Below are 24763 nucleotides of genomic sequence, written 5' to 3'. Positions count from 1 at the left end.
CCGGATGCAGATGGTCATTTTCGGTCTCACCGTTACATCATCATGGGGCAACGGCCATGCCACGCTCTGGCGGGGACTGATCCGCGCCCTGGGTCGGCTGGGATGGTCCATCACCTTCTTCGAACGCGATACCCCCTACTATGCCGGGACGCGTGATCTCGATCGGCTCGATGGCGGCAACGTCGTCATTTATCCGGACTGGGAAGACATCCGTCGCGTTGCGGAGCGGGCAATGAAGCAAGCGGATGTCGTCGTCGTCACTTCCTACTGTGCCGACGCCGTGGAGGCCTCGCGGCTGGCGCAGCAGACAGGTCGCGGATTGCGTGTCTTCTACGATCTCGACACTCCGGTCACGCTTGCCCGCATCGAGCAAGGCGAGCGTCCGCCCTATTTCGGACCTGAGGGTCTTGCCGATTTCGACCTCGTTTTGAGTTACACCGGCGGCTCGGCGATCGAGGCGCTTAAGTCGGTTTTAGGCGCGCGTCACGTGGTACCTCTCTATGGGCATGTCGATCCCGACCAACACCGGCCGGCAGAGAAGCGGGCCGAATTCGCCGGTGATCTGTCCTATCTCGGAACTTACGCGGCGGATCGCCAGGCCGGCGTCGAAAAGCTGCTGGTCCGCCCGGCCGCGCGCCTGCCTGACCACCGCTTCATCATTGGCGGCGCGCAATATCCGCAGGAATTCCCATGGAGCGACAACATCTTCTTTGTCAGGCATCTTCCGCCAGCCGACCATCCGGCTTTCTTCTCATCATCTCGCGTGACACTGAACGTCACCCGAGAGGCGATGGCGCAAAAGGGCTGGTGCCCGTCGGGACGGCTCTTCGAAGCGGCCGCGTGTGGGGCTGCCATCGTCACCGATGCATGGCCGGGCCTAGCCGAATTTTTCGAACCCGGCCGCGAAATATTGTTGGCGCATGACACCGATGATGTGGTCGCCGCATTGCAATTGCCGGAGTGCGAGCTCGACGGCATTCGAAGGCGTGCCCGCGACCGGGTCTTGGGCGAACACACTTCCGCACGGCGCGCGGCGGAACTGGATCGCATCCTGAACGATGCCTTTCAAAGATCTCCCGGCGAACCGATGAGGGAAGCGGTCTGATGTTGGGCATCGTACCCGCTGCCGGGCGCGGCAGCCGCATTCAGCCGCTCGGCTTCTCGAAAGAGCTGCTGCCGGTCGGTAGCCGGATCGATGGACAGACCGAGCGTCCATGCGCCGTGAGCGAGTATCTGGTACGGCGCATGGTGCAGGCCGGCGTCGACAAGATTTGCTTCATCATCGGATCGGGTAAATCCGACATCCTTGAATACTACGCCGCCGGCTACGGTGACGCGGCGGCTCTCTTCGTGGTGCAGCCGAACCCCGTCGGTCTGTGCGATGCGATCTTCCGGGCGGCGCCCCTCGTCGCGCCCGACGAGGTCGTCCTGGTCGGCCTTCCCGATACGATCTGGTTTCCCGAGGACGGTTTCCGCCATTTGCCCGACGATCAGCTCTCATTTCTGCTTTTCCCGGTGGATCAGCCGGAATTCTTCGACGCCGTCGTCATCGACGTCCACGAGCGCGTGATCGAAATCCAGGTCAAGCGGCAGGATGCCGCCACGAACTGGGTTTGGGGTGCGTTCAAGATGCCGGGCCATATCCTGCATCAGCTTGCGGCACTCTGGCGTGAGCGCGAGCGCAGTGACGAATATATCGGCACTTTGGTCAACGCCTATATTGCGGCCGGCGGTACAGCTTTTGGTGTCAGGGCTGGGTCGGACTATGTTGATGTCGGGACTTTCAACGGCTATCGCACAGCGCTGCGGTTGCTTGAAAACGACGCCCCATCCGCGCACCGCCGGCCCACCATGATCATGCCCGGCGCGCAGTCGCATGTACCCGTCGTTCCTGGCGAAGGAGCCTGAGCCATGCTGCATTCCCATGCCGAAATCCGCCGCCGCATCGATGCGCTCGGCCCGTGGTTCCACAACATGGAACTTGCCGGCGTCGAAACCGCTCCCAACCATTTTCTGGGCAACTACCCGCTGATCAAATGGCGCAAATTTGCCAATGCCATTCCCGCTGATCTGACGGGCAAGGCGGTACTCGATATCGGCTGCAATGCAGGATTTTACTCCATCGAGATGAAGCGGCGAGGTGCTGACCGTGTCCTCGGCATCGATTTCGATGACGCCTACCTGGCGCAGGCTCGCTTTGCCGCCGAGGTTGCCGATTGCGAGATCGAATTCCAGAAGCTTTCGGTCTACGACGTCGGCTCGCTGCGCGAGACGTTCGATGTCGTGCTGTTCATGGGGGTGCTTTACCATTTGCGCCACCCCTTGCTCGCGCTCGACCTGATCCGCGAACATGTCGCCCGTGACCTGATGATCTTCCAGTCCATGCAGCGCGGCAGCGCGGATCTGCCCGAGTTGGAAGAAAACTATCATTTCTGGACGCATGACCTGTTCGACCAGCCGCAGTTTCCCAAGCTGCATTTCATCGAGCACCGCTATGCCGACGATCCCACCAACTGGTGGATTCCAAACCGCGCCTGCACCGAAGCGATGCTGCGCAGCGCCGGTTTCGAGATCGTTCTGCACCCCGAGCAGGAGGTCTATTTCTGCCGCGCAGCCGGGGACCCGGCCGGCGGCGGCGCCATCTACCCCTCGAAAGGACAGCTCCATGATTGAAGCCGCCATGATCTGGAACGAGCCCAACAACAAATCGCATTGGGACCCAGAGCTCGATCCCGATTGGAGCCGCTTTGCCAGGATGGCGATCTTGTCGGCTGACGCAATCGCGTCAGAGAACCCGTCTTTGACGAAAGTACTCGGTGGCATCTCGCCGATAGATCCGGGCTTTATCACCCGCATGAAGGAATTCGGCGTGCTGGACCATGTCGATGCCGTCGCCGTGCACGGCTTTCCGCTCGACTGGAACCTGTGGCAGATCCACGAATGGCCACAGAAGATCGGCGAGATCGCGACCGTCACCAACCTTCCCATCTGGGTCAGCGAAGTCGGCGTATCGACCTTCGGCGCGGAAGAGATCCAGGTCTGGGGGCTCAAGCGCACCGCCGAGTTGCTGATTGGCAACGCACCACGCATCCAGTGGTACAGCCTCTACGATCTTCCGCGCGAATGGGAAGCAACGACGCGGCATCGCGAGGCGGAGGGCTCTTCTTACTATCGACATTTCCACATGGGGCTGCTGCGCCAGGACGGCACGCCAAAACCAGCGCTGGAGGAGTTCCTGCGCTACTCGCCCGCAATGGGGCTGGTGCAGTGGTTTCATTTCGAGGACCCCCGGCTGGACGATGCTGTCGCCTGGATGAAGCGGCTGGGCGTCACCAATATGCGCACGGGGCTTTCCTGGGCAGACAACTTCCGGCCGAACGCGCTGGACTGGTTCGACCGGCAGATGGAGGCACTCGCCGATTTCGACGTGACGGTCACCTTTTGCTTTACACCGGAGCATCGCGGAATGATGCCCCACCACACCAGCCCACCTCTGGTGCCGGAGGAGTTCGCGGAATTCTGCGCAACCATGATCCGCCGCTATGCGCCCGGCATGACGTCCGCTTCGCTCCCGACGCGGCGGGCCTCGGCCGCGTGAAATGTCATGCTGCCGATGCATCAGACGCCCGACACATTGGACGAATTAGCGGCACCATTGACAGGTGGTGCGGCGTACGAGACCGAGGCCCAACCAGCCGCGGCGCTCACTGTCCTCAATGTCGCCTACCCTCTCGCACCCGTCGGACCCGATGCTGTCGGCGGTGCCGAACAGGTTCTGTCGATGCTCGATCGGGCGCTGGTTCGCGCCGGCCACCGCTCTATCGTCATTGGCTGCCACGGCTCCAGCGCGAGCGGTAACCTTGTGGAAATACCGGCTGAAGACGGCGTGCTCGACGAGGCGGCGAAGAGCCGCGCGCAGCAGGCTCATCGCAAAGCGATCGCCGCTGCCCGCGCCCGATGGCCGGTCGATGTGGTCCATCTGCACGGCATCGATTTCGATGCCTATCTGCCCGACGATGGCCCGACCCTGGTGAGCCTCCACCTGCCCTTGGACTGGTATCCGGCCGAGGCTCTGCGACCGACGCGCGACGACCTGTGGCTCCATGCGGTCTCGTCCACCCAGCAGCAAACGGCGCCACCAGGGGCCAGACTGGTGGCGCCGATTCCCAACGGCGTTGACATCGAATCATTGAACCTGGTGCAGCCGAAGCGAGACTTTGCCCTGGTTCTCAGCCGGGTCTGCCCGGAAAAGGGCATTCACCTGGCCCTGGACGCGGCCAAACAGGCGGGCGTGCCCCTGGTCATCGGCGGCAAGGTCTATCCCTACGAAACACATACGCGCTACTTTCGCGACGAGGTCCAATCCCGTCTTGATGCTCGCCGCCGCTTCCTGGGCCCGCTCGGTTTTAACGCCAAGAGGCGCTTTCTCAACGCAGCCCGCTGTCTGGTCATTCCAAGCCTCGCCGCCGAGACAAGCTCGCTTGTCGCCATGGAGGCCCTCGCCTGCGGTACCCCGGTGGTCGCATTCCCGAATGGTGCGCTTGCGGATGTCATCGAGCACGGCAGGACGGGCTTTCTCGTCAACACAGTCGACGAGATGGCCCAAGCCATTCTTGCGGCGCCCAGCCTGGACGCCGAGGCGTGCCGGGTGGAGGCGCGACGGCGGTTTTCGCTGGAACGGATGATCTCGTCGTATATGGCTGCCTATCAGGCGCTGGCACAACTTGGCACAGATTGCCGGCGCTTCGCTGCGGCACCGTGAGAAAAGCAGTGTTGCGCAGCGAAATCATCGATGACCCCGTAAAATTCGATGCCTTGACGCCGCACTGGTGGAAACTGTGGGAGCAGAGTTCCTCTGCGACGCCGTTCCAATCCCCCGCCTGGCTGGTGCCATGGTGGCGCGCATTCGCACCCGGTGAACTGGCGACAGTCGCGGTCTGGCGTGGCGGCGATCTGGTCGGGCTGGCGCCACTCTATCTCGAGCATGGAACGGCCGGTTCGAAGCTGCTTCCGGTCGGTATTTCGCTCAGCGATTATCTGGACATCCTGGCTGTCCGGGATATCGAGGCGGCGATCGTGTCCACAATTGCCGAAACGATCTGCTCGGTCGGGTGGTCACAATGGATCTTGTCTGATCTGCCGCAAAACAGTGCCGGTCTTACGATCGCGCATCCCGGTTTAACGGTCGAGAGGCCGGTAATTCATGCAGCCTGTCCCGTGCTTGCTGTTGCCGGCGACGACACGTTGGCCGGCTGCGTTCCCGCTCGGCGCAGGCGCCAGTTGCGCCGGGCGCGCCAAGCGGCGTCCAGACGCGGCCGGCTCGCGTTGGCGTCAGCGCGGGGCGATCAGAACTTCCTGAACCAATTGATCCGCCTGCACCATGCACGCTGGGTTGGACATGGAGGTGGTGTATTGGCCGACCCCGCCGTGCAGCACTTCCATGGGCTTTCACTTCCCTTGCTCGATGCTCACGGCCTGGTCCGATGCTGGTTGCTCGCGATCGATGGCACGACTGTCGCCGCCTATTACGGATTTCACCACCGCGGCCGCGCCTATGCCTATCTCGGCGGCCTAGATCCTGCATATGCCGAGGAGAGCCCAGGGGCGATCCTGATCGGCCACGCGATCGCGGAGTCGATCCGCGAGGATGCGCGCGAGTTCGACTTCCTGCGCGGCCAGGAGGCCTACAAATATGGCTGGGGCGCCGTCGACAGGTGGACGATGCGGAGGATCTGGACGCGGAGTTGATGTCATGAGTGTGCACGCGCAGCGCCGGACATCGGTCAGACGGGCGGTCGAAGATTGCATGGCCGATGGTGCCTGCGCCGAAGCTGTTCTCGTCAGGCTGGCGCTTCACCTGCCGCCCACAATTGAAGCGGCGGAATTGGCGGAGTTCGTGCTGAAAGTCCGTCCGGCGGATACCGGCGATGCTGAAAGACTGCGAAAGGTCGCTGGACTGCTGCGCCACAGACCGGGCGTCCTTGCCACTTTGCGAGCGACAGGCGGCGCCGTTCGGCATGAACGCGGTAACGGCGAGACGGATATTGCCGTCGTCACGCGGCTGGCCTCGAGTTTTGATGCCGCGGCAGCAATTTCGACAGCCGCAAGTGTCCAGTTAGGATCCCTTGGCGATGACGAGCGGCTGACAGCCATGACCGACGAAATCGTTGAATGGCTCGAGGCGCGAGAATTCACCGGAATTGAACGAGACATTCTCGACATCGGTTGCGGCATCGGACGTTTCGAGCGCGCGCTGTCCAATTCCTTCAAGCGGATGGTCGGCATCGACATATCATCGCGGATGATCTCTGTCGCCTCCGAGCAATGCGCAGCGCTCGGCAATGTCGAACTGCGCCAAACCTCCGGTCTCGATCTGGCCGACTTCGACGACGACAGTTTCGATTGCGTGTTGGCGGTCGACAGCTTTCCCTACCTGGTCCTGGCCGGCATGGCTGAGCGGCTTTTCGATGAAATTGCGCGCGTTCTCAAACGGCCGGGCCGGCTCGCATTGCTGAACTATTCTTATCGCGGATCGCTTTCTTTGGACCGGGCCGACATCGGCCGTCTTGCGCAAGCTCACCAATTGCGGGTCGTCATCGACGGCGAGAAGCCGTTTCGGTCATGGGATGGCGACGCCTTCCTGCTTGCTGGGTGAGACGGAACATTACAGCGCGATGCCGGTTCGGGCGTCGGCACCGATCGGTGTCCTGGATTCGAAGGAGGAGATCATGGCATCCGGCGGCAAAAAGCATTTCGGCCAAGGCAGCCAAGGCAAAGGTGCCGGCGCCGGCGCAATGACCACCTTGGACAAGGACAAGATCGAGGAAAACGCGGTTTTGTCCAACCGCGACAGGAAGCAACATGGCCGAGAGCGCGGGCTGGACGGCAATCGAATCAAGTCCGATCAATTTCAGGATCACGCCGCAAACCGGTTGCTGAAGGACTGACGCCACCGCGCCGCGTCTTGCCGCGGCACGGAGGAAAAACTGTGCAAGGGCCGCCGGTGAGCCTCTCGGCGGTCGACAACGCCTTGTAGTGCCGAGCGCTCATCATCAGACTTGGATCTAGGGATGCTATCAAGAGAACGTGATGTCTCATTCGAGCGACGATACCACGGATCTGCTTGTCGAAATGGCGGTAGATCGGGAGATTGCTTCCCTGCTGGCCGCCATAGAGCAGGAAAAGATACCAGACCGCCTGTCCAAGCTGGCGATCGAATTGCAAAACGCTCTCGTCGAGAAGCGTCGGCGAGACGTGAAGAGCTGATTATCTGCGGCTGTCGACCTCTATATCGAGCTGACCATCCGACAGCTGATTTCGCCTTTCTATCAATGTCTGCAACGAGCTCTCCCCGAGTAGCTCAAGGATGTTGGCGCGGGCACGGTTCAGCCGGCTCTTGACCGTCCCTACCGCGCAGCCGCAGATTTCGGCGGTTTCCTCGTAGCCCACTCCTAAAACGCCGATCAGCATCAGCACCTCGCGCTGATGTTCGGGCAGCTTTTGGATGGCGCCGTGAACTTCCTTGCTCTGAACGGTCCATTCCTGGGTAGCTTCCGAAATCGGTCTCGAAGACGCGCAGTCGAGAAGGCCTGGCGCTTCCCGTGCAGCGATCTTGATCCGGGTGTAGTAGGTGTTGCGCATGATGGTGAAGAGCCACGACTTCATGCGTGTACCAGGTTCGAACTTGTCGATGTTGGCGAGCCCTTTGGTCAACGTTTCCTGCACCAGATCGTCGGCATCGTCTGGAACGCGGCAGAAGGTGCGCGCGAAAGCCCGCAGGGCAGGTATCAGATCAACGATGGAAACGTCATTGGTTTGTTGGTCGGCCAAGAGATAGCCTCCGGATGACAATGGTCCAGCTCCCAGAAGAAAGAGTGAATGAACGAAGCCAGAGCTAAATGCATGGAAGTTTGGTTCGTTCCCGCCGTTGGAAACAACTCTTCGAAAATTCCACCGGGCGCGAACACGCCGACTACGGTCTTCCCCCAACCACGCCCACTTCAAAGGAACGAAACACCATGCCGAGCTTCATTCCCGGGAAGTCTCGCCGGTGCGTTTGGCTGTGCAGGGCATGGACCGAGTCGTGCGGCTGGTAACGCGCAAACCACTGCTGACAAACCTATTGGCGAACCACGTGGCGAACTCGGCTACCATCGATACATAGCGATAATGGTTGGCCGGAGACATGTTAGAGTCATTAATTTTGTTAACTTATTGGCGCGGGTGAAATCCAGCAATCGGTCGTAGTTGCCGGGCGGTCGGCCAACGAACATGCTCGTCCAGCACTTGCTCTATTCTGCCCTCCGATCGGGCTAAGCCGATGAAATACCGGGTTGATTCACCCCTCACGACGTCGCCGAACGGCATGCTGTCGCGTACAATCTGCAGCTGCTCTCCGAAGCTGGCTGTTGCGGTGCTGTGCAACTCGCTTTGGCGAAGATCACGGATGACGATCAGCGCTTGAGTGAGCGCCCGAACCGGTCCTCGATCCGCGACTGAAGGAACTCGAGCCCCATCGAGAGCAGCCAATAGATCATCGAGGCGGTGATGAGCATCTCGATGTGGCGGAACTCGGTCTGGCCCTGCGTGCGTGCGAGATACATGATCTCCCAGACCCCGACCACCGAGACCAGCGAAGAATCCTTCAGCATCGCAATGAACTGGTTGCCGGTCGGCGGCACGATGACGCGCATCGCCTGCGGCAGGATGACCAGGAACATCGTCTGGTTAGCGCTAAGGCCGAGTGCCGTAGCACCCTCGGTCTGGCCGCGCGAGATGCTTTCGATGCCGGCCCGGAAGATCTCGGTCATGTACGCGCCGTAGCAGAGCGACAGCGCCATGATGCCAGCCGGCACGGCGCCGATCACGTAGCCAATCTGCGGCAGGCCGAGATAGATGATGTAGATCTGCATCAGCAACGGCAAGCCACGAAACAGAGAGGTATAGAAGGTCGCCAAGCCATAGACCACGCCGTTGCGGGAAAGTTTGGCGATGGCGCCAACGAAGGCGATGAGGGTGGCGATGGCGATCGAAATGGCCGAAATGTAGAGGGTCGTCACCACACCCTTCGAGACGAGGAAGCCGATCTTCTTGGCGATGAACGCGAAGGACAGGTCGAAGGAATAGAAAAACAACATTAGCAACACGAACAGCTCTATCCAAACTGCCACAATCTGCTGTTTGCGGCTGAGATACCGCAGCGCGTTCCAGTTCGCCACCAAGATCAATGCGATCAGCACCGCCGAGACCGCCCGCCCGACGTCCGGGTTGGCGGCGAGCCACTCGACCGACCCCGGAACGAGCTTGCCGAGCCAACTGGCTTTGATGCCGAGCCCATACAGGCCGGCGGCGATGGCGGCGAGCACGAAGAACACGCCAACGCGGCGCGCCGCGTCCGGGTGGTTGAGCAATAGTCGGCCGATCACGTCTTCGATCTCCCTGCGGTCAGCGGGCCCGCTCGCGCCACCAATCCTGCGCCTGCAGCTTCCAGTAGGTGAGTTGCGCAACCGCAAGTCCAGCCGGGCCGCCCGCCCAGGCAAGGCCGAATGGTGCAAACAGCCGGTAACGGTCCGATTGTCCCAGTATGGCTTCGGCGATCAACTTGCCGGCGATCGCCGTGGTGTTGATGCCATGGCCACCAAAAGCCGTGAGGTACCAGACGCCCGGCTGCAACGGGCCTATCTGGGGCATCATGTGCCGGGCATAAGACATGAGCCCGGACCAGGCGAGTTCGGTCTTGAGGTGTTCGAGCTGCGGATAAGTGGTGACCATCTCACGGCGCAATTGCCTCGCCAACACGCCCGATGAGGCTGCCCGGGTGGTGATGCGCCCTCCCCAGAGCAGCCGCCTGCCGCCTTCGACAACACGGTAATAATCGCCTGCGCGACGGTTATCGCCGACGGCGTCGGTCGTCGTAATCGCCTTGGCGATGAGGTCAGGCGCCTCCTCGCTCACCATAACGTAAGTGGCGATAGGCAGGAATGCCCGCTGCAGCCGGCCGACCAGTGGGCCCGTATATCCGCCGGTGGCAACTACGGCCTGGCGGGCGCGCACTTCGCCGCTGTCGGTACGCAAGATCTTTTCGGCGCCGTCAAGGTTGGCTTCAACGGCAGCCGTTCTCTCGTATATCCTGCCGCCCAGCCGCTCGATCTCGCCAGCAACGGCGCGCAGATAGTTAAGCGGATGCATGTGGAAGGCGCTGGGATCGCGCAGGCCTTGGTGGTAGCGATCCGAATGCAGCACCGCTCGCACCTGGTCGCGATCGAGATAGTCGAGCCGGTAGTCGAAATCCCGCGCCAGTTGCTCGGCATATGCCTTGAGCACGGCGCCGCCATCGTGGCGAAGCACGCTCAATATACCGGAGCGCGGCTCTGCCGCCTTGACGTCGAGATCGCGGATCGTCTGCCGCACGAAGTCGACGCCTTCGATGGACAGGCGGTGCAGTTTTTGTGCCGCGTCGACGCCGGCCATCGCGGCGATGTTGTCGGTGCCGGTGGCGAAACCGGGATTAACGAAGCCGCCATTGCGACCGGAAGCGCCGAATCCTATCCGCTGCGCCTCAAGCACGACGACCTGCTGGCCGGCGCGAGCCAGCTGCAACGCCGTCGTCAGGCCGGCCAGTCCGCCGCCGACAACGACTGTCTCGCACTCGGAAACGCCGCTCAGCGGCGGTCTGATGGTGTTGTCGGCAAGCGTGCGTCGGTAATATGTGTCAGGACATGTCATGATCAATATGATGAGGTGGCGGCACTAGAGCATTTTGCAGGCAGGCGGAGCCGCCCGGTGTCGTGGAAATGCGGCTGAAACAAAACAGATGGAGCGGGATGTTCAATTGAATGCACCCCGCTCAAGCTTTATCCACGATGCCTCTCAGTCAGAGCTGTAATCCTTGCCGTACCACTTGGTGGTCAGTTTCGCGAGGGTACCGTCCTTCTTCATCTCGTCGAGAATGCCGCCGATCTTGGCATTCCACTCGGCATCACCTTTTTCCGCGATCACCACCAGTGGCTCACGGAAGGCATAGCCGCCTTCCAGGACACGCAACGGGTAGCCGTTCTTTATCGCGTTCTGAGCCGTCTGTTCTGGTGCGATGACCGCGTTGAGGCGCACGCCGTCGCCGAGCCTCAAATCGTCGAACGGCAGCATTGAGTCGGCGAAAGTCCTGATCTCACCGGGCTCCAGCTTGTATTCGATGGGCGGCAGGCCGGGAGCATCGATCTCGAGTTGTCTACGGATGAAATCCTCCGACGTGGTGGCGGTCTCGACGCCGATGATCTTGCCGTTCAGGTCGGCGACCGATTTGGCCGGGCTGTCCTTGTGAACCACGTAAACGTAGGGGCTATAATAATAGATGCCTTCGAAATCGATCACCTTGGCCCGCGCTTTGGTCGGCGTCACACCCAGATCGTAGCGTCCCTGCCAATGGCCGCCCGTCATCGTCGCCCAGTCCGGCGTGTCGAAACTGACCTCCACACCGAGGCGCCGTGCGATCTCCTTCGAGACGTCGATATCGAAGCCGACCAACTGATTGCTGTCGTCGAGGAAACTCTGCGGCGGCCAACCGCTGTTTGTGGCGACCACCATTGCCTTCTTCGAGGTAACCCGGTCGATGGTTTCACCCGCCGACGCCGCAGACGCGAACGCGAGCGTGGTAGTGGCCAAGGCCAGCCACGCGATCAATTTCCTCACTTGAACCTCCCTCTTCATCGTCATTCAGACATATGCTTCCCAGAGCGCGCTCCCGTAGAGAACAGCAATTCAGAGCGCGGCATGAGATCGATCTCATATCAGCACACATATCGACGAGGGGATCAAGTCCTTTTTCAAGTAGCCAGTTGTCCTCCGGGGGCGCAAAGCATCGGCACCCGTACGGTGCGGCGGAACCCGCGTTTGATGTGACGCGCGTGACTTTCAAGACAGAGGAAACGAAGATCTACTTCAACCTATCACATCAGATGGGCGGCACAGGATGGCTTGCTGTCTACGAGTTTCCGATGTTCCGGTTAAGCATGGGTGCGCGGCACACCGGCAGCAGCACCAGCAGGATGATGGCGGAGTCGACCCAGAGGACCCTGTTCACGCCCATCGTGTCGACGATCTGACTGGTCGCTAGGGTACCCACGGAGATGGCAAAATTGAAAGTGAAGCAGTAGATGGCCGTCGCGGTCTCCGCGCTTTCTGGTGCTGCACTCAGCACCCACGTCTGCAGCGTGATGGGCGCCGCGCCATACGCGAAGCCCCACACCAGCAGCAGGATGGTTCCTGTGAGCGGCGTGACCCCGAGTAACGGGAAGAGAGCCAGCGTGGCGCCGAGCCCAATGACGACGCAGGCCAATGTGCGACCGACGGATTTGGCGGCCCAGACGCCTGCGACGGCGTTGCCAATCATTCCGAGAATGCCATACCCCAACAGTAGCCAGCCTATGCTCCCTGCAGTGACGCCCGAGACCTCCAGCAACACCGGGCTCACGAAGGTGTAGGCACCGTAGTGAGCAGCCACCAGCAGTGCCGTCGCAACCACGCCCGCCAGAAGGGCGGGATTGCGCAATTGCGCACGCAGGGCTTTCACCTCCACAGGCTCCGCCGCCTCCAGCTTCGGAAGCACAAGCAGGGCGGCGAGCAATATGGCAAAGCTCAGGCCGGCGAGAGACCAGAACGCGCCGCGCCAGCCGACTAGATCACCGATGATCGTGCCGGCCGGCACGCCCAGCACCGCAGCGGCACTTACACCGCCGAAGACAATAGTCATGGCGCGCGGCACGGACGGTCCAGGAACAAGGCGTACTGCGATGCTCCCGGCTATCGCCCAAAAGCCACCGATGGTGATCCCGACGAGCAGCCTGGACGCGAGCAGAACGGGAAAGTTCGTTGCGAGCGCTGAAATCACGCTCGCCGCAGCCATTGCCGCGAGCAGGCCCGCCATCAGAATACGCCGGTCGAGCCTCCCCACTGCCAACGGCAAACCGATAGAAGCGAACGCCGCAATTACGCCGGGTATCGTCACCGTGAGACCGCCACTCCCAATAGAGACATTCAACTCGGAAGAAATTGCCGGAATCAGCCCCACAGGGAGTTGCTCCGCAGTGATCATCGAAAAAATACCCAGCGATACGGTGAGCACGGAGAGCCACATGCGAACAGTGGCTCCCTGTTTCTCCTGAAGGGCTGCTTTGGTCAGAGACATGATCACCTCCAGCCCGCGAGAAGGCACTCGACGCCGACGTTTCGGGCAAACGTTAGAGAGACGGATCGGGCAATTGATCCCCGCCTGGCTTCAGATAATCTGTCCACTGCGGATTGATAATCGGGGAAAATATGGATGGTGAATTCACGAAACGTGAATGAAACAGGTGATTGCAGTTGGACCGGCTGACCAGCATGACCGTGTTTGCCAACGTCGTCAGTGAAGGCAGCTTCGCTGGAGGGGCCAAGCGGATGCGACTATCGCCAGCGGCCGTGAGCAAACATGTCCAGATGCTGGAAGAGTGGCTTGGCGCACGCCTTCTCAACCGGACGACCCGGCGCATAAGCCTGACAGAGCTCGGCGCCTCCGTCTACGAGCGCAGTCTGCGCATAATCGAGGATGTCGAGGAAGTTCGTACGAGCGCGGCCGAGAGCAAGACACGTCCCACCGGCTCACTGCGTGTCAGCGCGCCGATCTCCTTCGGCGCGATGCACCTTGGGAGAGTCGTTGCAGAATATCTCGCGGTCTACCCGGAGGTGTCGGTTGAGTTGGTGTTGGACGACCGTGTGGTTGACATCGTGGAAGAGGGCCTGGATGTCGCGGTACGCATCGCTCCACTCACGGTTTCCAATCTGGTTGCTCGCCGAATCGCGCCTTCACGCGAGGTGGTCTGCGCTTCGCGCGATTATCTGGACAGACGCGGGCGTCCCACAAAGCCGTCGGATCTCCACGACCATGATTGTCTGGACTACGCGTTGCGCGCCAGCCGCGGAAAATGGCGGTTCGACGGACCAAAGGGGGAAGTGGCGGTAAAAATCACTGCACGGATGACGGCAACGAACGGGCAGCTCCTGCGCGATGCGGCGCTGGGTGGAGCAGGCATAGTACTTTGCCCCACTTTCCTTGTTGGAGAAGCCATTCGTTCGGGCCAACTGGAGACAGTGATGCCCCAGTTCAAGCCGGTAAGCCGGTCGATCTACGCGATGTACCCGTCAAGCAGGCATCTTTCCGCCAAAGTTCAAAGCTTCGTAACGCTTCTCGCCGCCCACTTTGGTGAGAACCCACCTTGGGACAACTTTGGACCATGACGACTGGAATGTTGAGCCCAGAGGCCGCGCGCACTTGCACGGCCTTACTGTGCATGGGACCAGCACCCAGGGCCAAGGGGCGGTGCATATCGAGCCGTCCAGCACCTTTTCGAGACTGAAGCATCCGCTATTTGCCGACGGTCAGTCGCTGAGGCTCAATCCACCGCCCATCCTAAGCGCCGCCAAAGCGCAAGTTGTAGCATCTGCGGTGTCTCTGGTTCTCTGCGGCCACCGGCGGAACGGGTTGTAAGCAGGCGCGTTCCTCCAGCGTCAAGCTTGGAGAACATACATGGATGACGAGCTGCGCCTGAAGTTACAAGAGCTGAGCCAAAGCATGCAAACGCGAGCGGCCGAACTTTCGACGCTCGGCGGCAGCGCAGACATAAGTACGGTGATGTCGGGGATCGCCGTCGCTCTGGAGGCGCTACTGGTGATTGCCGAAGAGATGAAAACGCCACGTTCCGGCCCTTCGGTCCTGCCCGACGCTACATGAACATCTCCGATCGTTTGGGAGAGGCTCCAGAGCGAGAGCGCCTACCGCCCACCAGCAAATCGCTCGCCGAGGAACTGGCTTTAATCCACATTCCGGGTTGGAGAGTGGAGAGCGCAATCGACTCGGTGGAGTACTCCAGGTGGGGTGAGCGTCGGCAGAAATGGATTTTGCACTCGACGATGCCTTTTGGGTAATCGAGGACGGCCTTAGGACGGAGGACCACGATGGCTTGGATGGCCGCAATTTGCCCGATTACAGATGAGCAGGCGCTCGTTAATTCGGAGACAGTTGGTGATATCCGGGAGTTTCGCTGTCCGAGTTGCGGCGACTTCAAAATCACGAACTCGGCCACCGCGATGTTCAAAGGCCTATCGGCAGAACAGAAGTTGGAGCGCTTCGAATACGCTAGAGCAATCGCGGGCGACAACGCGATCACAGTGACGACGGAACATGGATCTATCGATACCGAAGATCAATAGAATACCCGCCCGACAAGCCGGTTCCCAGCGCATCTCCTCACTTGCTGCCCTGAGACCATTTGACTGCCGGTCCAGGTAGTGGGCAGTTTGAAGGTAGAAGCTCACGTCAACATGGCCAGACCATTTTTACACTGCCGATCTGCGCGGCCAGCAACGCCTCTCGTGAGGGGCAAGTCACGGGCATCGAACGTCTCGGACCGGTCGGCAGCGTAAGGCAGGTTGCCTAGGATCCTCCTACCGGCGAATGGAACCAGATCTGCCACAGCGCGTCATAGAAGCAGATCAGGTGCGATTTAACGTAAGGAGTGACATCGATGATCAGGCTCCTTCTCCTCCTCGCCATTGCACTCGCCTTCGCATGCGGCGGGACGGAGGCGGCCAAGCTGGACCTAGCCGCGGTAAATCAGGCGCAATTCTCCGCCGGCGATCCGAAAGGGCTCGATCCTGCCGTGCTGAAGGCGCAAATTTTTTTGGATCGTGCGCGCTTCTCACCGGGGCTCATCGACGGCCGCCTTGGAGAGAACTTCGCCAAGGCGGTCAAGGCCTTCCAGGCGTCGAACGGACTGGCCCCAGATGGCAAGCTCACCCAGGCGACTTGGGACAAGCTGATGGCAACCTCCACCAGCCCAGCTCTGATCACCTATGAACTGACCCGCAAAGATGTACGCGGCCCCTTCACCAAACGCATTCCGGGGCGCATGGAGAGGATGGCTCGCCTGAGAAGGCTTGGCTATCACGACTCGATCGAGAAGCTGGCGGAGCGCTTCCATGTGAGCGAACCATTGCTCAGGAGGCTAAACCCAGGCACCGGATTCAGGAAAGCTGGAACCACGCTGCTGGTACCAGATGTTGGCCGGGGTGAACCTCCCGCCACCATTGCCGGCGTCGAAGTCGACAAAGGCGCTCATCAGGTGCGCGTGCTCGACCCCTCCAATAAAGCGTTTGCCGTCTACCCTGCCTCGATCGGGAGCGACGAGAAGCCGGCACCAAGTGGGCAGGCAGAGATCCAAAGGGTGGTGCACAACCCGACCTATCACTACGATCCCGATTTTGCATTCAAGGGAGTCAAAACCAAGCGGCCCTTCACCATTGCTGCCGGCCCTAACAATCCCGTGGGATCAATCTGGATCGACCTCTCCATCGAAAGCTACGGCATTCACGGCACGCCCGAACCCGGCAAGATCGGGAAGACCTTCTCTCACGGCTGCATCAGGCTAACGAACTGGGATGCCGAGGACCTCGCCTCAATGGTGCACAAACATATGAAGGTGACTTTCAAGGACGAGTGACGCAAGCCGTCGCATCCCTCGATGGTCGCCGAAACAAGATGTCCGTCTGTGCCCGTGACAATTGCATCTTGCGATCCGCTGGATCCGATCAGCGGATGCTCCGGGTTCGGGGTGTCAGGTCAAGCGGCGCCATTTGCACGGATGGCGGCGAACCAACCACCATGGCGGGGGCGCCAGATTGCTCACCACGTTGGCTCTCTACTTCGCGGCTCATACCTTGTTGAGCAGCTTGCATCTCCGGAACGGTGAAAACCGGCACCTCGCCCTTGAAACCCTGGAGCTCAAAGGCGCCCGCCTGGACGACCGGCATCGATGCTGCTGCCGCAAAGCCGGGTCCAAGCACCAGGGGGATGCCCAGCTTCTTGGTCGTCGATTCGAGCCGTGCCGCGCGGTTCACGGGGGAGCCGATCGCGGTGTAATCGAAGCGCCGTTCGGAGCCGAAATTGCCTACCGAGCAGATGCCGGTCTCGATGGCGACGCCGATTTCGATGGAGGGATGGCCATCCGCGGTGAAGGCGGCGTCTTCGCGCCTCACCCGCTCGATAAGGGCCAGGCCCGCGTCGAGCGCACGCTCACGATGATCGGGTTGATCTAGCGGTGCGTTCCAGAAGGCCAGCACCGCATCGCCCATGAACTTGTCGATGGTGCCGTCGCGCTTGAGGATCTCATCGGTCGCAATGCCGAGGAAATGGTTGACCACCTTGGCGATCTCTTGGGTGTCGAGCTGTTCGCTCATGGTCGTGAAGCCACGTATGTCGCTGATCAAAATTGTGATCTCGCGCTTCTCGCCGGACAGGATTGCCTCGGTGTCCGAGCTTGCGAGGCGCTGCACCACGGAGGGCGACAGATATTGGGAGAACTGTCGCGTCAGGGTGGACCGGCGCTGCTCGCTGCGCCTGTAGAGGACATAGCCTTCGAAGCCCGCAACCATGATGGTTGCAAGCGCCGGCTGCAGCGGGTCATAGAGTGCACCCTGCAGGCTGTACTCGAGAGCGCCGAACACGAACGGCGTGACGGCCAGCAGCGCCAGGGAGATGGCGCCAAGCACGACACGCCCGGCGAGCACTCCGGAAACCCCGATGAAAACGAGGGCACTGAGGAGAAACCAGAGCCGCTCGAGCATACGCGCGTGCGCTGGCTCTGCCAGGAAGCGCCCGGCAAGCATCTGGCCGATCGCATCGGCGTGGATCTCCGCTCCTGGTCGCGCTGGACTCGTCGGCGTGGGCAGGTACTGCGTCAGGCCCACAGCCGACAGGTCGACAATGGCGATGGCGTCCCGCAGCCGCGGATCGCCATGGCCCGAAAGGATAGTGCTGGCAGACAGGCGAGGCGTGTCCGTGGCGGTTTCCCAGAGGCGGATGCTCCCCTCCGGCTCGAGCGGCACAATGGCGCCTGCCATCCTGAGTGCGTCGAACCCGGCTGCATTCATCCGGGCTGTGTAACCGTCCTGTCCAGCGTAAAGGCGCAGGAGCTCGAGTGCGAAAGACGGCCACAGCTGCGCACGTTGAGGGGTATTGCGAAGCCAGAGCAGCGGCACATGGCGCAGTACGCCGTCGGGATCGGGCAAGGTGCGAATCACGCCGAGGCCTGCGGCGGCGTTCGAGAATTCGGCAAGCGACCCGGTAAGACCGGTGAAGCCGGGAAGTGTATCGGGTACTTGCCCGACGATCGACCAGCCGGCTTTGGGTTCTGCTTCTGAAACCGTCGCTTCATTGCCCAGGCTGACGGCAAGCGCCGTTCGATTTTTGGACAGCGCCGCTGCCAGGCGCTTGTCTCCGGCCATGCCCTCAGGCGAGGTGTCAGCCTCGGGGAGTACCAGCGCAAGCCCGACCACCGCCGCGCCGGATTGCGTGATGCCATCGACCAGATCGGCCAAGAGGCCACGGTTCCAGGGCCATCGCCCATGTGCCTTGAGGCTGTCGTCGTCTATCGAGACGATCACGACAGGATTGCTCGTCGCCTGGCGTGGGGCGAGAAACTGATAAAAGTCGTACGTCCGCTCACGCAGGCGCGACAACGGCCCGTCAAAAGCCAAATGGCAAGCGAGCAGCAGGAGCACGACCAAAAGGCCGGATATTTTGCGCCTGCCGGCTTGCCGCCAATCAGCCCAGCGCCTACCGACCGAGTGGCTCATCTCGTGCAGCCAAGGCCTAATCGCAGTTGTAGTAGTAGCAGCAACCCTCACCCTCACACTCGCCCCGCCGGCCCCCGCTGCCCGCAGGTGGCGTTGGGCTGTCAGGGAATTCCATGACCACTCCTGGCAGTGCGCCGTCCCTGGACCCGCAGACTTTGAGCGAGGAGCCTAGAGCCGACGTACAAATTGCGCTTACGTCCAACCCAGGACCCGGTGCGCCCGGCAGGCCGGTTCCCGCTATCCGGTCGATACTGTCCAAGATCGGGAAGGCGTCGATGCCGCCGTAGCCGGCCAGAAGCTTGCCATCGTCCGACGTGCAGGCGTAGCCCGGGTTCGTGATGACCAGCCGTTTGCCATTGATCGTGCAGGTCATGCGGCCGGCGCGCAATATGCCGACGGTCTGGCCGGCTGCCACCAGCACTTCGATGATGCCGCCTCTCGCTCCGAGCACCATGTGCGGCGTCGCAACCTGCATGACGCCCCCTTTCGAAACCTGGCCGCCATAAAAACGGGCCAGGCCGCTGTTCATCCCGATGTCGATCTTTCCCGACCCGGAGCCCGGATTGTAGACGAACTCATCGATCGTCAGGCTGGTGTTTGGACCAATCTTGGCGCTCGATTCATCCCGGAACACCAGCATTCCGAGACCGGTGGGATTGCTGCGCAACTGGTCGCCGAGTTCGACGCCGGCGCCAACGTTCATCGTCCCGCCGTTATTGCGGACGATGATGGTCTGATAGGCCGTCATCGACCCGACCGTCTCAGCGGCGGATGGTGCCGCGAAGGCGAGGCAGGCGATAAAAATGACGATCTGATGATACCTCATCGCGGCCTCTTTCAATTGAGCGTCAACGTATAGCTCATGAGCATTTCGAACGATTTTCGGTCGCGGTTGGCGAGGGCGAAGTTGGTTTTGCGATAGGCGAAATCGACGCTGATCTTCTGCGCTTCCGTCAGCTGAAAATCGCTTTCCGAGGCAATGCGCCAGAAGTCGCTCTTGATATTTGTGCCGATGCCGACGGACAGATCGGGAGTGTCGCTGTGGCCGGCCGATAAGGCGATCTGGTGCGACCATGCGAAAAAATCCGGTACGTTCATCAACAGGCCACCATAGCGGACCTCGCCCGTATAGCTGCGGCTGATTTCGCCCGATCCGGAAGCGAAGTCATTCGAGCCGACAAAGCGCAAGCCGAGCGCCTGGCCATTGCGGAAGCGGTAGCTGCCGCCTGCCTCATAGAAGACCCTGCTATCCGCGAAAATGCCTTGCGAGGCGCTTAGATCGATGTAGCCGCCACCGGCGAAGAGCGTCGTCTCGACCGTCGGGCGAACGACGAAACGTCCACTGAGGCCGATACCGGTTTCGTAAATGTCGCTGTCGAAACGATCCGTAACGGTGAACGCGGAAAGCAGCAGGCGCAGCGAATCGATCCCGCTGTTGGGCAGTCCCTTGTCCCAGGTAATCGCTGCGTTGCCGTGGATAAAAGTCTTCTCGCCACCCGGAACCGACAGGTCTTCCGTGAAAAGACGCTCAGTCGCGGTCAACGACCCCGAAAGAACGAGCGCGTCGGCACTTGGCGTGCCGAGGTCCCACCGCACGAAACCTTCCGCCTGCCCGTAAGGCGAGACGAAGCTGTCGTCGTCCTGCGCCCCGCCTGGCTCAAAATCGGTGAATGCGCTGAATACGCCGCCGGTCAGGGCGAGTTCCCAGGTGACGCCACGCAACGCGCGCTCGATGCGGGCGAGCAGGCGAACAGCTTCCTGTTGCTCACTTGCGGTCAGACCTCCGACTTCGATGCCGTACTGCAGCTGCCGCCGGGCCAATTCATAGGACCCGACATGATAATATAACCGGCTGGCCGCAAGCCGGGCGCGCGCATCGCGCGGGTATTGGATCAGATACTGCTCGATCGAGGAGATCGCCTGATCGTATTGCCCAGCGTTGACCGCAACCGTGACGAATTGGGCGAGCGTTCCATTGTCGGCCGGACTGGCAATGCGGGCCGCAAACGCATCGTCATAGGCCCCAAAAAGACCTTGTGCGCCGGCCGGCAACACGCCGGCACAAAGCAGCGCTGCGGCGACGCCGAAGATCGTTCGAAACGAAGATTGCATGCCGAGAACCCACCCCAAACCCGACTAATGCGAGGGATTTAGCACGACTGCAAGAAAAAGGCGACTGAACGGTCGCCGGACTTATGCGAGTCCTCAGCAGCTGTTGCAGCTGCGCAACAAGATATCGGGTTTATTCCTATTTCGGATGCGCTGATTGTCAAAAACTCTTCTCGACATTGCTGCACGTGATTGAAGTATTTGGCCCAAGGCTTAACAAACTCAAATCTCATCAGTAGTGGATCGCACAGCCGACAAGATTAATATTGGGTGGGCGATTCTGCGTGTCTGGTCACCAGGCTTCAAGGTGACCCACGGCTTCTCCAAAGGCCTTCCGTCGCGTTTCGCAAGAGGCCGGAGAGCTGCCGGAAGGTGCTTCTCACGAGGCGTGTGCGATTCGGCCCGGGTCTTGCAATTTCTTTGAACGCGAGGTCAGCTCATTGCCCGAACTCCCAGGGACGCGTCACCGCACGCAGCTTGCTAGTCTAGAGCACGAGCATGGTTGCCAGCCCCAGCATCAGGCCCATGCCTACAATATCGGTCACGGTGGTGAGGAAGATCGCCGAGGCGACCGCCGGATCGGCGCCTACCCGGCGCAGGCCCAACGGAATCAGCACGCCGGAGATGCCGGACATGAGGCACGATCCGGACATGGCAAGCAGGATCACAAGTGCAAGCATCGGCGCCTGCGCCGCCGACGCCGGTTGCCTCGAGGCATAGAACCACATCGCCGCAGCCGCAACAACGCCGACGAGCGCGCCGTTGGCGGCCGCGAGCGCGCCTTCTCTCATCACCAAGTGCAGCTTCGGTCGTTTGTCCACATCCCCCAGGGCAAGGCCACGCAGCGTCATAGCCAGTGCCTGGCAGCCGGTGTTTCCGCTCTGCCCGGCCAAGACCGGGAGAAACGCCGCCAGGGCGACGATCTTCTCGATCGTGCCTGTGAACGAACTGACCACGAATGCGGCCATGAAGGCCGTCAGGAGATTCAACTGCAGCCACGGATGACGCTTCAGGAAGGCTGAAAACAGCGGCGTAAAAGAGCGCTCCTCCTTCTGGAGGCCTACCATCTGTCCAGACTGGGCGGAAATCTCGATGATTTGCTGCTCGAACAAGCGCCAGCCGCGAACCTGCCCGAGCAGCCGGTTCTCCGCATCCACCACCGGATAGACAGGATAGTGACGCCGTACCGCCGCCTTGCATGCGTTACTCAAAGAGAGACCGACATCAAGAGCGAACGGCCTGGGCAGCATGATGTGATCGACAACCGCGTCCGGTTCGCTCAGCATCAGATCGCGCAGGACCGCCAGGCCAACCAGTCTATTACCCTCGTCCGTGACGTAGAGATAAGTGAGCTCGGTCGGCACTTGGGCGCCTCTGACGGCTTCCACCGCGGCAGCAACCGTCGTCCCGACAGGAACGCTGGCGGGGATCGGGTCCATCACCTCGACGAGCGACTCGGGGATCGCGAAACCCATGTCACCATCATGAGAGCTGATGGGCCGCATATGCACTGGCAAATGCTCGGCCACCTTACGGGCGTGCCCGTCAGGCAACAGCTTTAGTGTGTCGCGGATGAACTCGGGAGACTCTCTAGCGAGCAATTCAGCTGCGTCATCAGGTGCTCGAGCACGCAGCGTGCGCACCAACTTCTGAACGCCGGTCTCTTCGTTCATATGATATGGCCCCCCAATTGAAAGTGAAAAAGTTGTGAAGTATCGGATCGCACCGGGGCGGAAATACGACAGCTTCTTCCGGCCCCAGCAGTCCGCCTTGTGGTTCTCGCAAGCGCCGCCTGCACGCTCCTACCTTGAGAAGGCAAAGCAGACGTCTACATTTTGGGCGTGCCCTCGTCAGGTCAGCATGCGAGTGTCCGCGCTATTTCCCTCGCTTTTCAACCTTTAGATCTGGGAGGTCGGGTCGCTTGGATACCACACCGGCCTCCTTCAAGGCGGTGTATCCAACCTTTTTGAGGAGCTTCTCTGTTTTGGCGCGCTCCTTGTCCAGAGCGGTATCACCTTTGACCTTGGGCATCCGTCCTCCATTTGGTCGTTGTCGTTCGCCGGTAAATGAGATTGCCGGAAATGTCCCGCAGTGTCGTGCTTTGACCCGCGGCCGAGGACTGAATTGAGGCGCTTTGCCGCCCGGCAGCCTTTGGGCGGGAAACGGACGGGCGGGCTATTCCTGCTGGAATTGACAGGGCCAATCTTCTGGCCTCGTCATGCCAGAAGGCAACTCGGTCCGGGCGTCCCCGCAAGCCATGTTGAGCTGCCACTGGGACAGACCCGCCGAATTGGATAGATCGAGGCCCTCGATACGGGTCAGAAAGAAAAAAGCGCCGTCAAAGTCTATCGGTGCGGTGAACTTCGCTCCTCGGAAGTCCGCCCGCGCGAGATTGGCAAACGAAAAGTGGCTGCCGCTGATATCGGCGTCATGGAACTGCGCACGCCCCAATTCCGCCTTTGTGAAGTCAACATTGACCAGATTGGCGTCCTGGAAATTCGAGCGCTGCACTTCCGCGCCCGCAAACACGGCGCCCTGCGCGTCCATATGGCTGAAGTCGGTCCTGTAAGCCTCGATTTTGTCGAACCGGGCGCCTTTGGCGGTCGAGCCGGCCAGGGAAGCGCGCACAAGCGTTGCCTTCTCAAAATTTGCCGCAAGGAGATTGCTGTTCCTGAGGTCGGTCGAAGTGAAATCAACACCGAACAGGTTTGCCCCGCTCAGGTCCTGTCCTTCCAGGATGAGAAGCTTTTTGTCACACTCCTGCCAATTGACGCCAGGCGTCGCGGCTGCGTAGCAATCTTGAGCGGCGGTGGCGTTTTGCCAAGCAAATACAGTGCAAACCGCCAGAACCAAGCCGGATCCGCCGTAAGCTCTGGTTCGTCTCAAAGTCATTGTTGCTGCCCCTCTGCTACTCGCCGACAATCAACCTTACCACATCTGCTGACACTCGAGCCACGGTCACGACCGCCGTCACAGTTGCGCATCAACGATCCGCCGATAGCCAGCAGCAGCTTGCGGAACTCATCGAGAGGTGGGGAAAGGCTTTGACGGTAGAGTGCTTTTTCGCGGATGCGCATGAGCGCCTCAAGTGCACGAACGAGGAGCGTGAGCAGCGCCTGGAGGAGCGTCTGACGCTCGCGAAGGAAATGACGGGGAGCGTAGATCCGTTGGATTTCATAGTTCGCCAAGCCGTTTCTCTCGTATTCTCTCGTATGGTCTGGCGAACCAAAGGACCAAGAAGACAACTAGTTTCATGCGAGCTGTATTTGACCATGGTAATATGAGCGCTGCCGCATTTGGCCGGAAGCTGACTGGCCGCTTCTGGCGCAAAAACGATAACGGACGTTTAACCTGGTCTGGTTCAAGCACCGTTGTCGGGTTCAAATCGCGTGACCACGCCAATGGTACTCCAGTATGGCGCTTCGGAACCTCCAGGTTGCGGGGCCTTGTGATCGCAAGTAAACAGTCGCGGAATTTGGTCACACGAAATGGCCAATCACCGGTTTCGAACGTCCGCAATTCGTGGCGTGAACGATATATTGCACACCTACGGGACCTTACTGACCGATGCCGGCCTGCTCGCCTGTAGGCTGGCGAGGAGCGGCCTGGGGAGTCTCTGGGCCGGCGTCGGTCACCGCTGGCTACGCTGTTGCCTGCGGAAGCTGACAGTCATTGTGATGAGGGCAATTTGCCCACCATCGTCGTCAAACTGCGCGGCGCCGTGAATGACCTACTGCATTCCGCGGAGGGAATTCACGTCGGCGCAGAACTCGGCGTAGGGCTTGCTCATTGCCGCGTCATTGCATTCGCGCAAGATCATTTCGCGCATGGCCTTAGGCTTGGCCATGAAGACCGCCTCCCGGCCTGGTCGGGCGGAGCCGGCGACTTTTTCTGTTCGCCGAAATCGTCAAGCACGCCCCTGCTGGGGCGAAGCTTTCTAAAGCACGTCCGACCACATATTTTAGGAGGGTGCCACCAACGCTCTACC

General features: G+C 60.8%; 25 protein-coding genes. 13 read left to right on the top strand and 12 right to left on the bottom strand.

The window, feature by feature from the left end; genetic code table 11:
* Positions 1–4: 4 nt before the first annotated feature.
* From X733_RS161600 to X733_RS1000000167600, 9 genes are all read left to right on the top strand, one after another.
* On the top strand, positions 5–1105 hold the full coding sequence (locus X733_RS161600; protein ID WP_023817804.1) for a glycosyltransferase: 1101 nt from the start codon (positions 5–7) through the stop codon (positions 1103–1105).
* Positions 1105–1908, top strand: a complete 804-nt coding sequence (locus tag X733_RS161605; protein ID WP_023817803.1) for a sugar phosphate nucleotidyltransferase — start codon at positions 1105–1107, stop codon at positions 1906–1908. Before X733_RS161600 ends, X733_RS161605 begins: the two co-directional genes overlap by 1 nt.
* Before the next feature lie 3 nt (positions 1909–1911).
* A complete protein-coding gene (locus X733_RS161610) occupies positions 1912–2673 on the top strand; it encodes a TIGR04290 family methyltransferase (protein WP_023687791.1) in 762 nt (253 codons plus the stop codon).
* Positions 2666–3598, top strand: a complete 933-nt coding sequence (locus X733_RS161615) for a beta-xylosidase (RefSeq protein WP_023817802.1) — start codon at positions 2666–2668, stop codon at positions 3596–3598. Before X733_RS161610 ends, X733_RS161615 begins: the two co-directional genes overlap by 8 nt.
* 6 nt (positions 3599–3604) lie before the next feature.
* Positions 3605–4762, top strand: coding sequence for a glycosyltransferase family 4 protein (locus X733_RS161620; protein WP_023817801.1), 1158 nt, complete (start codon positions 3605–3607; stop codon positions 4760–4762).
* Between the two features lie 8 nt (positions 4763–4770).
* On the top strand, positions 4771–5748 hold the full coding sequence (locus X733_RS161625) for a GNAT family N-acetyltransferase (RefSeq protein ID WP_245274379.1): 978 nt from the start codon (positions 4771–4773) through the stop codon (positions 5746–5748).
* A 4-nt stretch (positions 5749–5752) separates the two neighbouring features.
* Positions 5753–6655, top strand: coding sequence for a class I SAM-dependent methyltransferase (locus tag X733_RS161630; RefSeq protein ID WP_023817797.1), 903 nt, complete (start codon positions 5753–5755; stop codon positions 6653–6655).
* Positions 6656–6728: 73 nt separating this feature from the next.
* Positions 6729–6947, top strand: a complete 219-nt coding sequence (locus X733_RS161635; RefSeq protein WP_023681089.1) for a hypothetical protein — start codon at positions 6729–6731, stop codon at positions 6945–6947.
* A 142-nt stretch (positions 6948–7089) separates the two neighbouring features.
* Complete coding sequence (locus tag X733_RS1000000167600; protein WP_023704587.1) at positions 7090–7266, top strand: hypothetical protein; 177 nt, start codon at positions 7090–7092, stop codon at positions 7264–7266.
* On the opposite strand, the gene X733_RS161640 is transcribed toward X733_RS1000000167600, so the two are convergent.
* The 5 genes from X733_RS161640 to X733_RS161660 all read right to left on the bottom strand — a co-directional run bounded on the left by X733_RS161640 (position 7267) and on the right by X733_RS161660 (position 13183).
* Entirely contained in the window at positions 7267–7830 is a 564-nt protein-coding gene (locus X733_RS161640; protein WP_023667968.1) for a sigma-70 family RNA polymerase sigma factor, read from the bottom strand.
* A 623-nt stretch (positions 7831–8453) separates the two neighbouring features.
* Positions 8454–9425 carry an amino acid ABC transporter permease gene (locus X733_RS161645; protein ID WP_023687785.1) on the bottom strand — a complete coding sequence of 324 codons (972 nt, stop codon included), beginning with the start codon at positions 9423–9425 and terminating at the stop codon, positions 8454–8456.
* Between the two features lie 19 nt (positions 9426–9444).
* Positions 9445–10725 carry an FAD-binding oxidoreductase gene (locus tag X733_RS161650; RefSeq protein ID WP_023687784.1) on the bottom strand — a complete coding sequence of 427 codons (1281 nt, stop codon included), beginning with the start codon at positions 10723–10725 and terminating at the stop codon, positions 9445–9447.
* Between the two features lie 144 nt (positions 10726–10869).
* On the bottom strand, positions 10870–11688 hold the full coding sequence (locus tag X733_RS161655) for a transporter substrate-binding domain-containing protein (protein ID WP_023817793.1): 819 nt from the start codon (positions 11686–11688) through the stop codon (positions 10870–10872).
* Between the two features lie 292 nt (positions 11689–11980).
* Positions 11981–13183 carry an MFS transporter gene (locus X733_RS161660; protein WP_023736091.1) on the bottom strand — a complete coding sequence of 401 codons (1203 nt, stop codon included), beginning with the start codon at positions 13181–13183 and terminating at the stop codon, positions 11981–11983.
* A gap of 176 nt (positions 13184–13359) precedes the next feature.
* On the opposite strand from X733_RS161660, the gene X733_RS161665 reads away from it, so the two are divergent.
* The 4 genes from X733_RS161665 to X733_RS161685 all read left to right on the top strand — a co-directional run bounded on the left by X733_RS161665 (position 13360) and on the right by X733_RS161685 (position 16532).
* The gene (locus X733_RS161665) at positions 13360–14271 is read left to right on the top strand and encodes a LysR family transcriptional regulator (protein ID WP_023736092.1); all 912 of its coding nucleotides are present in this window, start codon (positions 13360–13362) and stop codon (positions 14269–14271) included.
* A 289-nt stretch (positions 14272–14560) separates the two neighbouring features.
* Positions 14561–14764: a hypothetical protein gene (locus X733_RS161670; RefSeq protein WP_023667962.1), complete on the top strand. Its 204-nt coding sequence runs from the start codon at positions 14561–14563 to the stop codon at positions 14762–14764.
* A 224-nt stretch (positions 14765–14988) separates the two neighbouring features.
* A complete protein-coding gene (locus X733_RS161680; RefSeq protein WP_023699977.1) occupies positions 14989–15243 on the top strand; it encodes a hypothetical protein in 255 nt (84 codons plus the stop codon).
* 314 nt (positions 15244–15557) lie between these two features.
* Positions 15558–16532: a L,D-transpeptidase gene (locus tag X733_RS161685; protein WP_023736093.1), complete on the top strand. Its 975-nt coding sequence runs from the start codon at positions 15558–15560 to the stop codon at positions 16530–16532.
* Between the two features lie 88 nt (positions 16533–16620).
* Here X733_RS161685 and X733_RS161690 read toward each other — a convergent pair whose 3' ends face one another.
* From X733_RS161690 to X733_RS1000000169380, 7 genes are all read right to left on the bottom strand, one after another.
* On the bottom strand, positions 16621–18666 hold the full coding sequence (locus X733_RS161690) for an adenylate/guanylate cyclase domain-containing protein (RefSeq protein WP_081740585.1): 2046 nt from the start codon (positions 18664–18666) through the stop codon (positions 16621–16623).
* Positions 18667–18682: 16 nt separating this feature from the next.
* Positions 18683–19492: a FecR domain-containing protein gene (locus X733_RS161695; protein WP_023817785.1), complete on the bottom strand. Its 810-nt coding sequence runs from the start codon at positions 19490–19492 to the stop codon at positions 18683–18685.
* Between the two features lie 11 nt (positions 19493–19503).
* Complete coding sequence (locus X733_RS161700) at positions 19504–20778, bottom strand: tetratricopeptide repeat protein (RefSeq protein WP_023817782.1); 1275 nt, start codon at positions 20776–20778, stop codon at positions 19504–19506.
* Between the two features lie 482 nt (positions 20779–21260).
* A complete protein-coding gene (locus X733_RS161705) occupies positions 21261–22448 on the bottom strand; it encodes a magnesium transporter (RefSeq protein WP_031193026.1) in 1188 nt (395 codons plus the stop codon).
* 202 nt (positions 22449–22650) lie between these two features.
* Positions 22651–22806: a hypothetical protein gene (locus X733_RS1000000169385; RefSeq protein ID WP_023817778.1), complete on the bottom strand. Its 156-nt coding sequence runs from the start codon at positions 22804–22806 to the stop codon at positions 22651–22653.
* 144 nt (positions 22807–22950) lie between these two features.
* Entirely contained in the window at positions 22951–23667 is a 717-nt protein-coding gene (locus tag X733_RS161710) for a pentapeptide repeat-containing protein (RefSeq protein ID WP_023817776.1), read from the bottom strand.
* On the bottom strand, positions 23664–23963 hold the full coding sequence (locus X733_RS1000000169380; RefSeq protein WP_155924152.1) for a hypothetical protein: 300 nt from the start codon (positions 23961–23963) through the stop codon (positions 23664–23666). The genes X733_RS161710 and X733_RS1000000169380 overlap by 4 nt, the downstream gene beginning before the upstream one ends.
* Positions 23964–24763 lie beyond the last annotated feature (800 nt).

The organism is Mesorhizobium sp. L2C066B000 (assembly GCF_000502335.1).
GTDB lineage: Bacteria > Pseudomonadota > Alphaproteobacteria > Rhizobiales > Rhizobiaceae > Mesorhizobium.
Note: the sequence above shows the minus strand (reverse complement) of the source record. Positions and strands in the feature narration are given on the sequence as shown.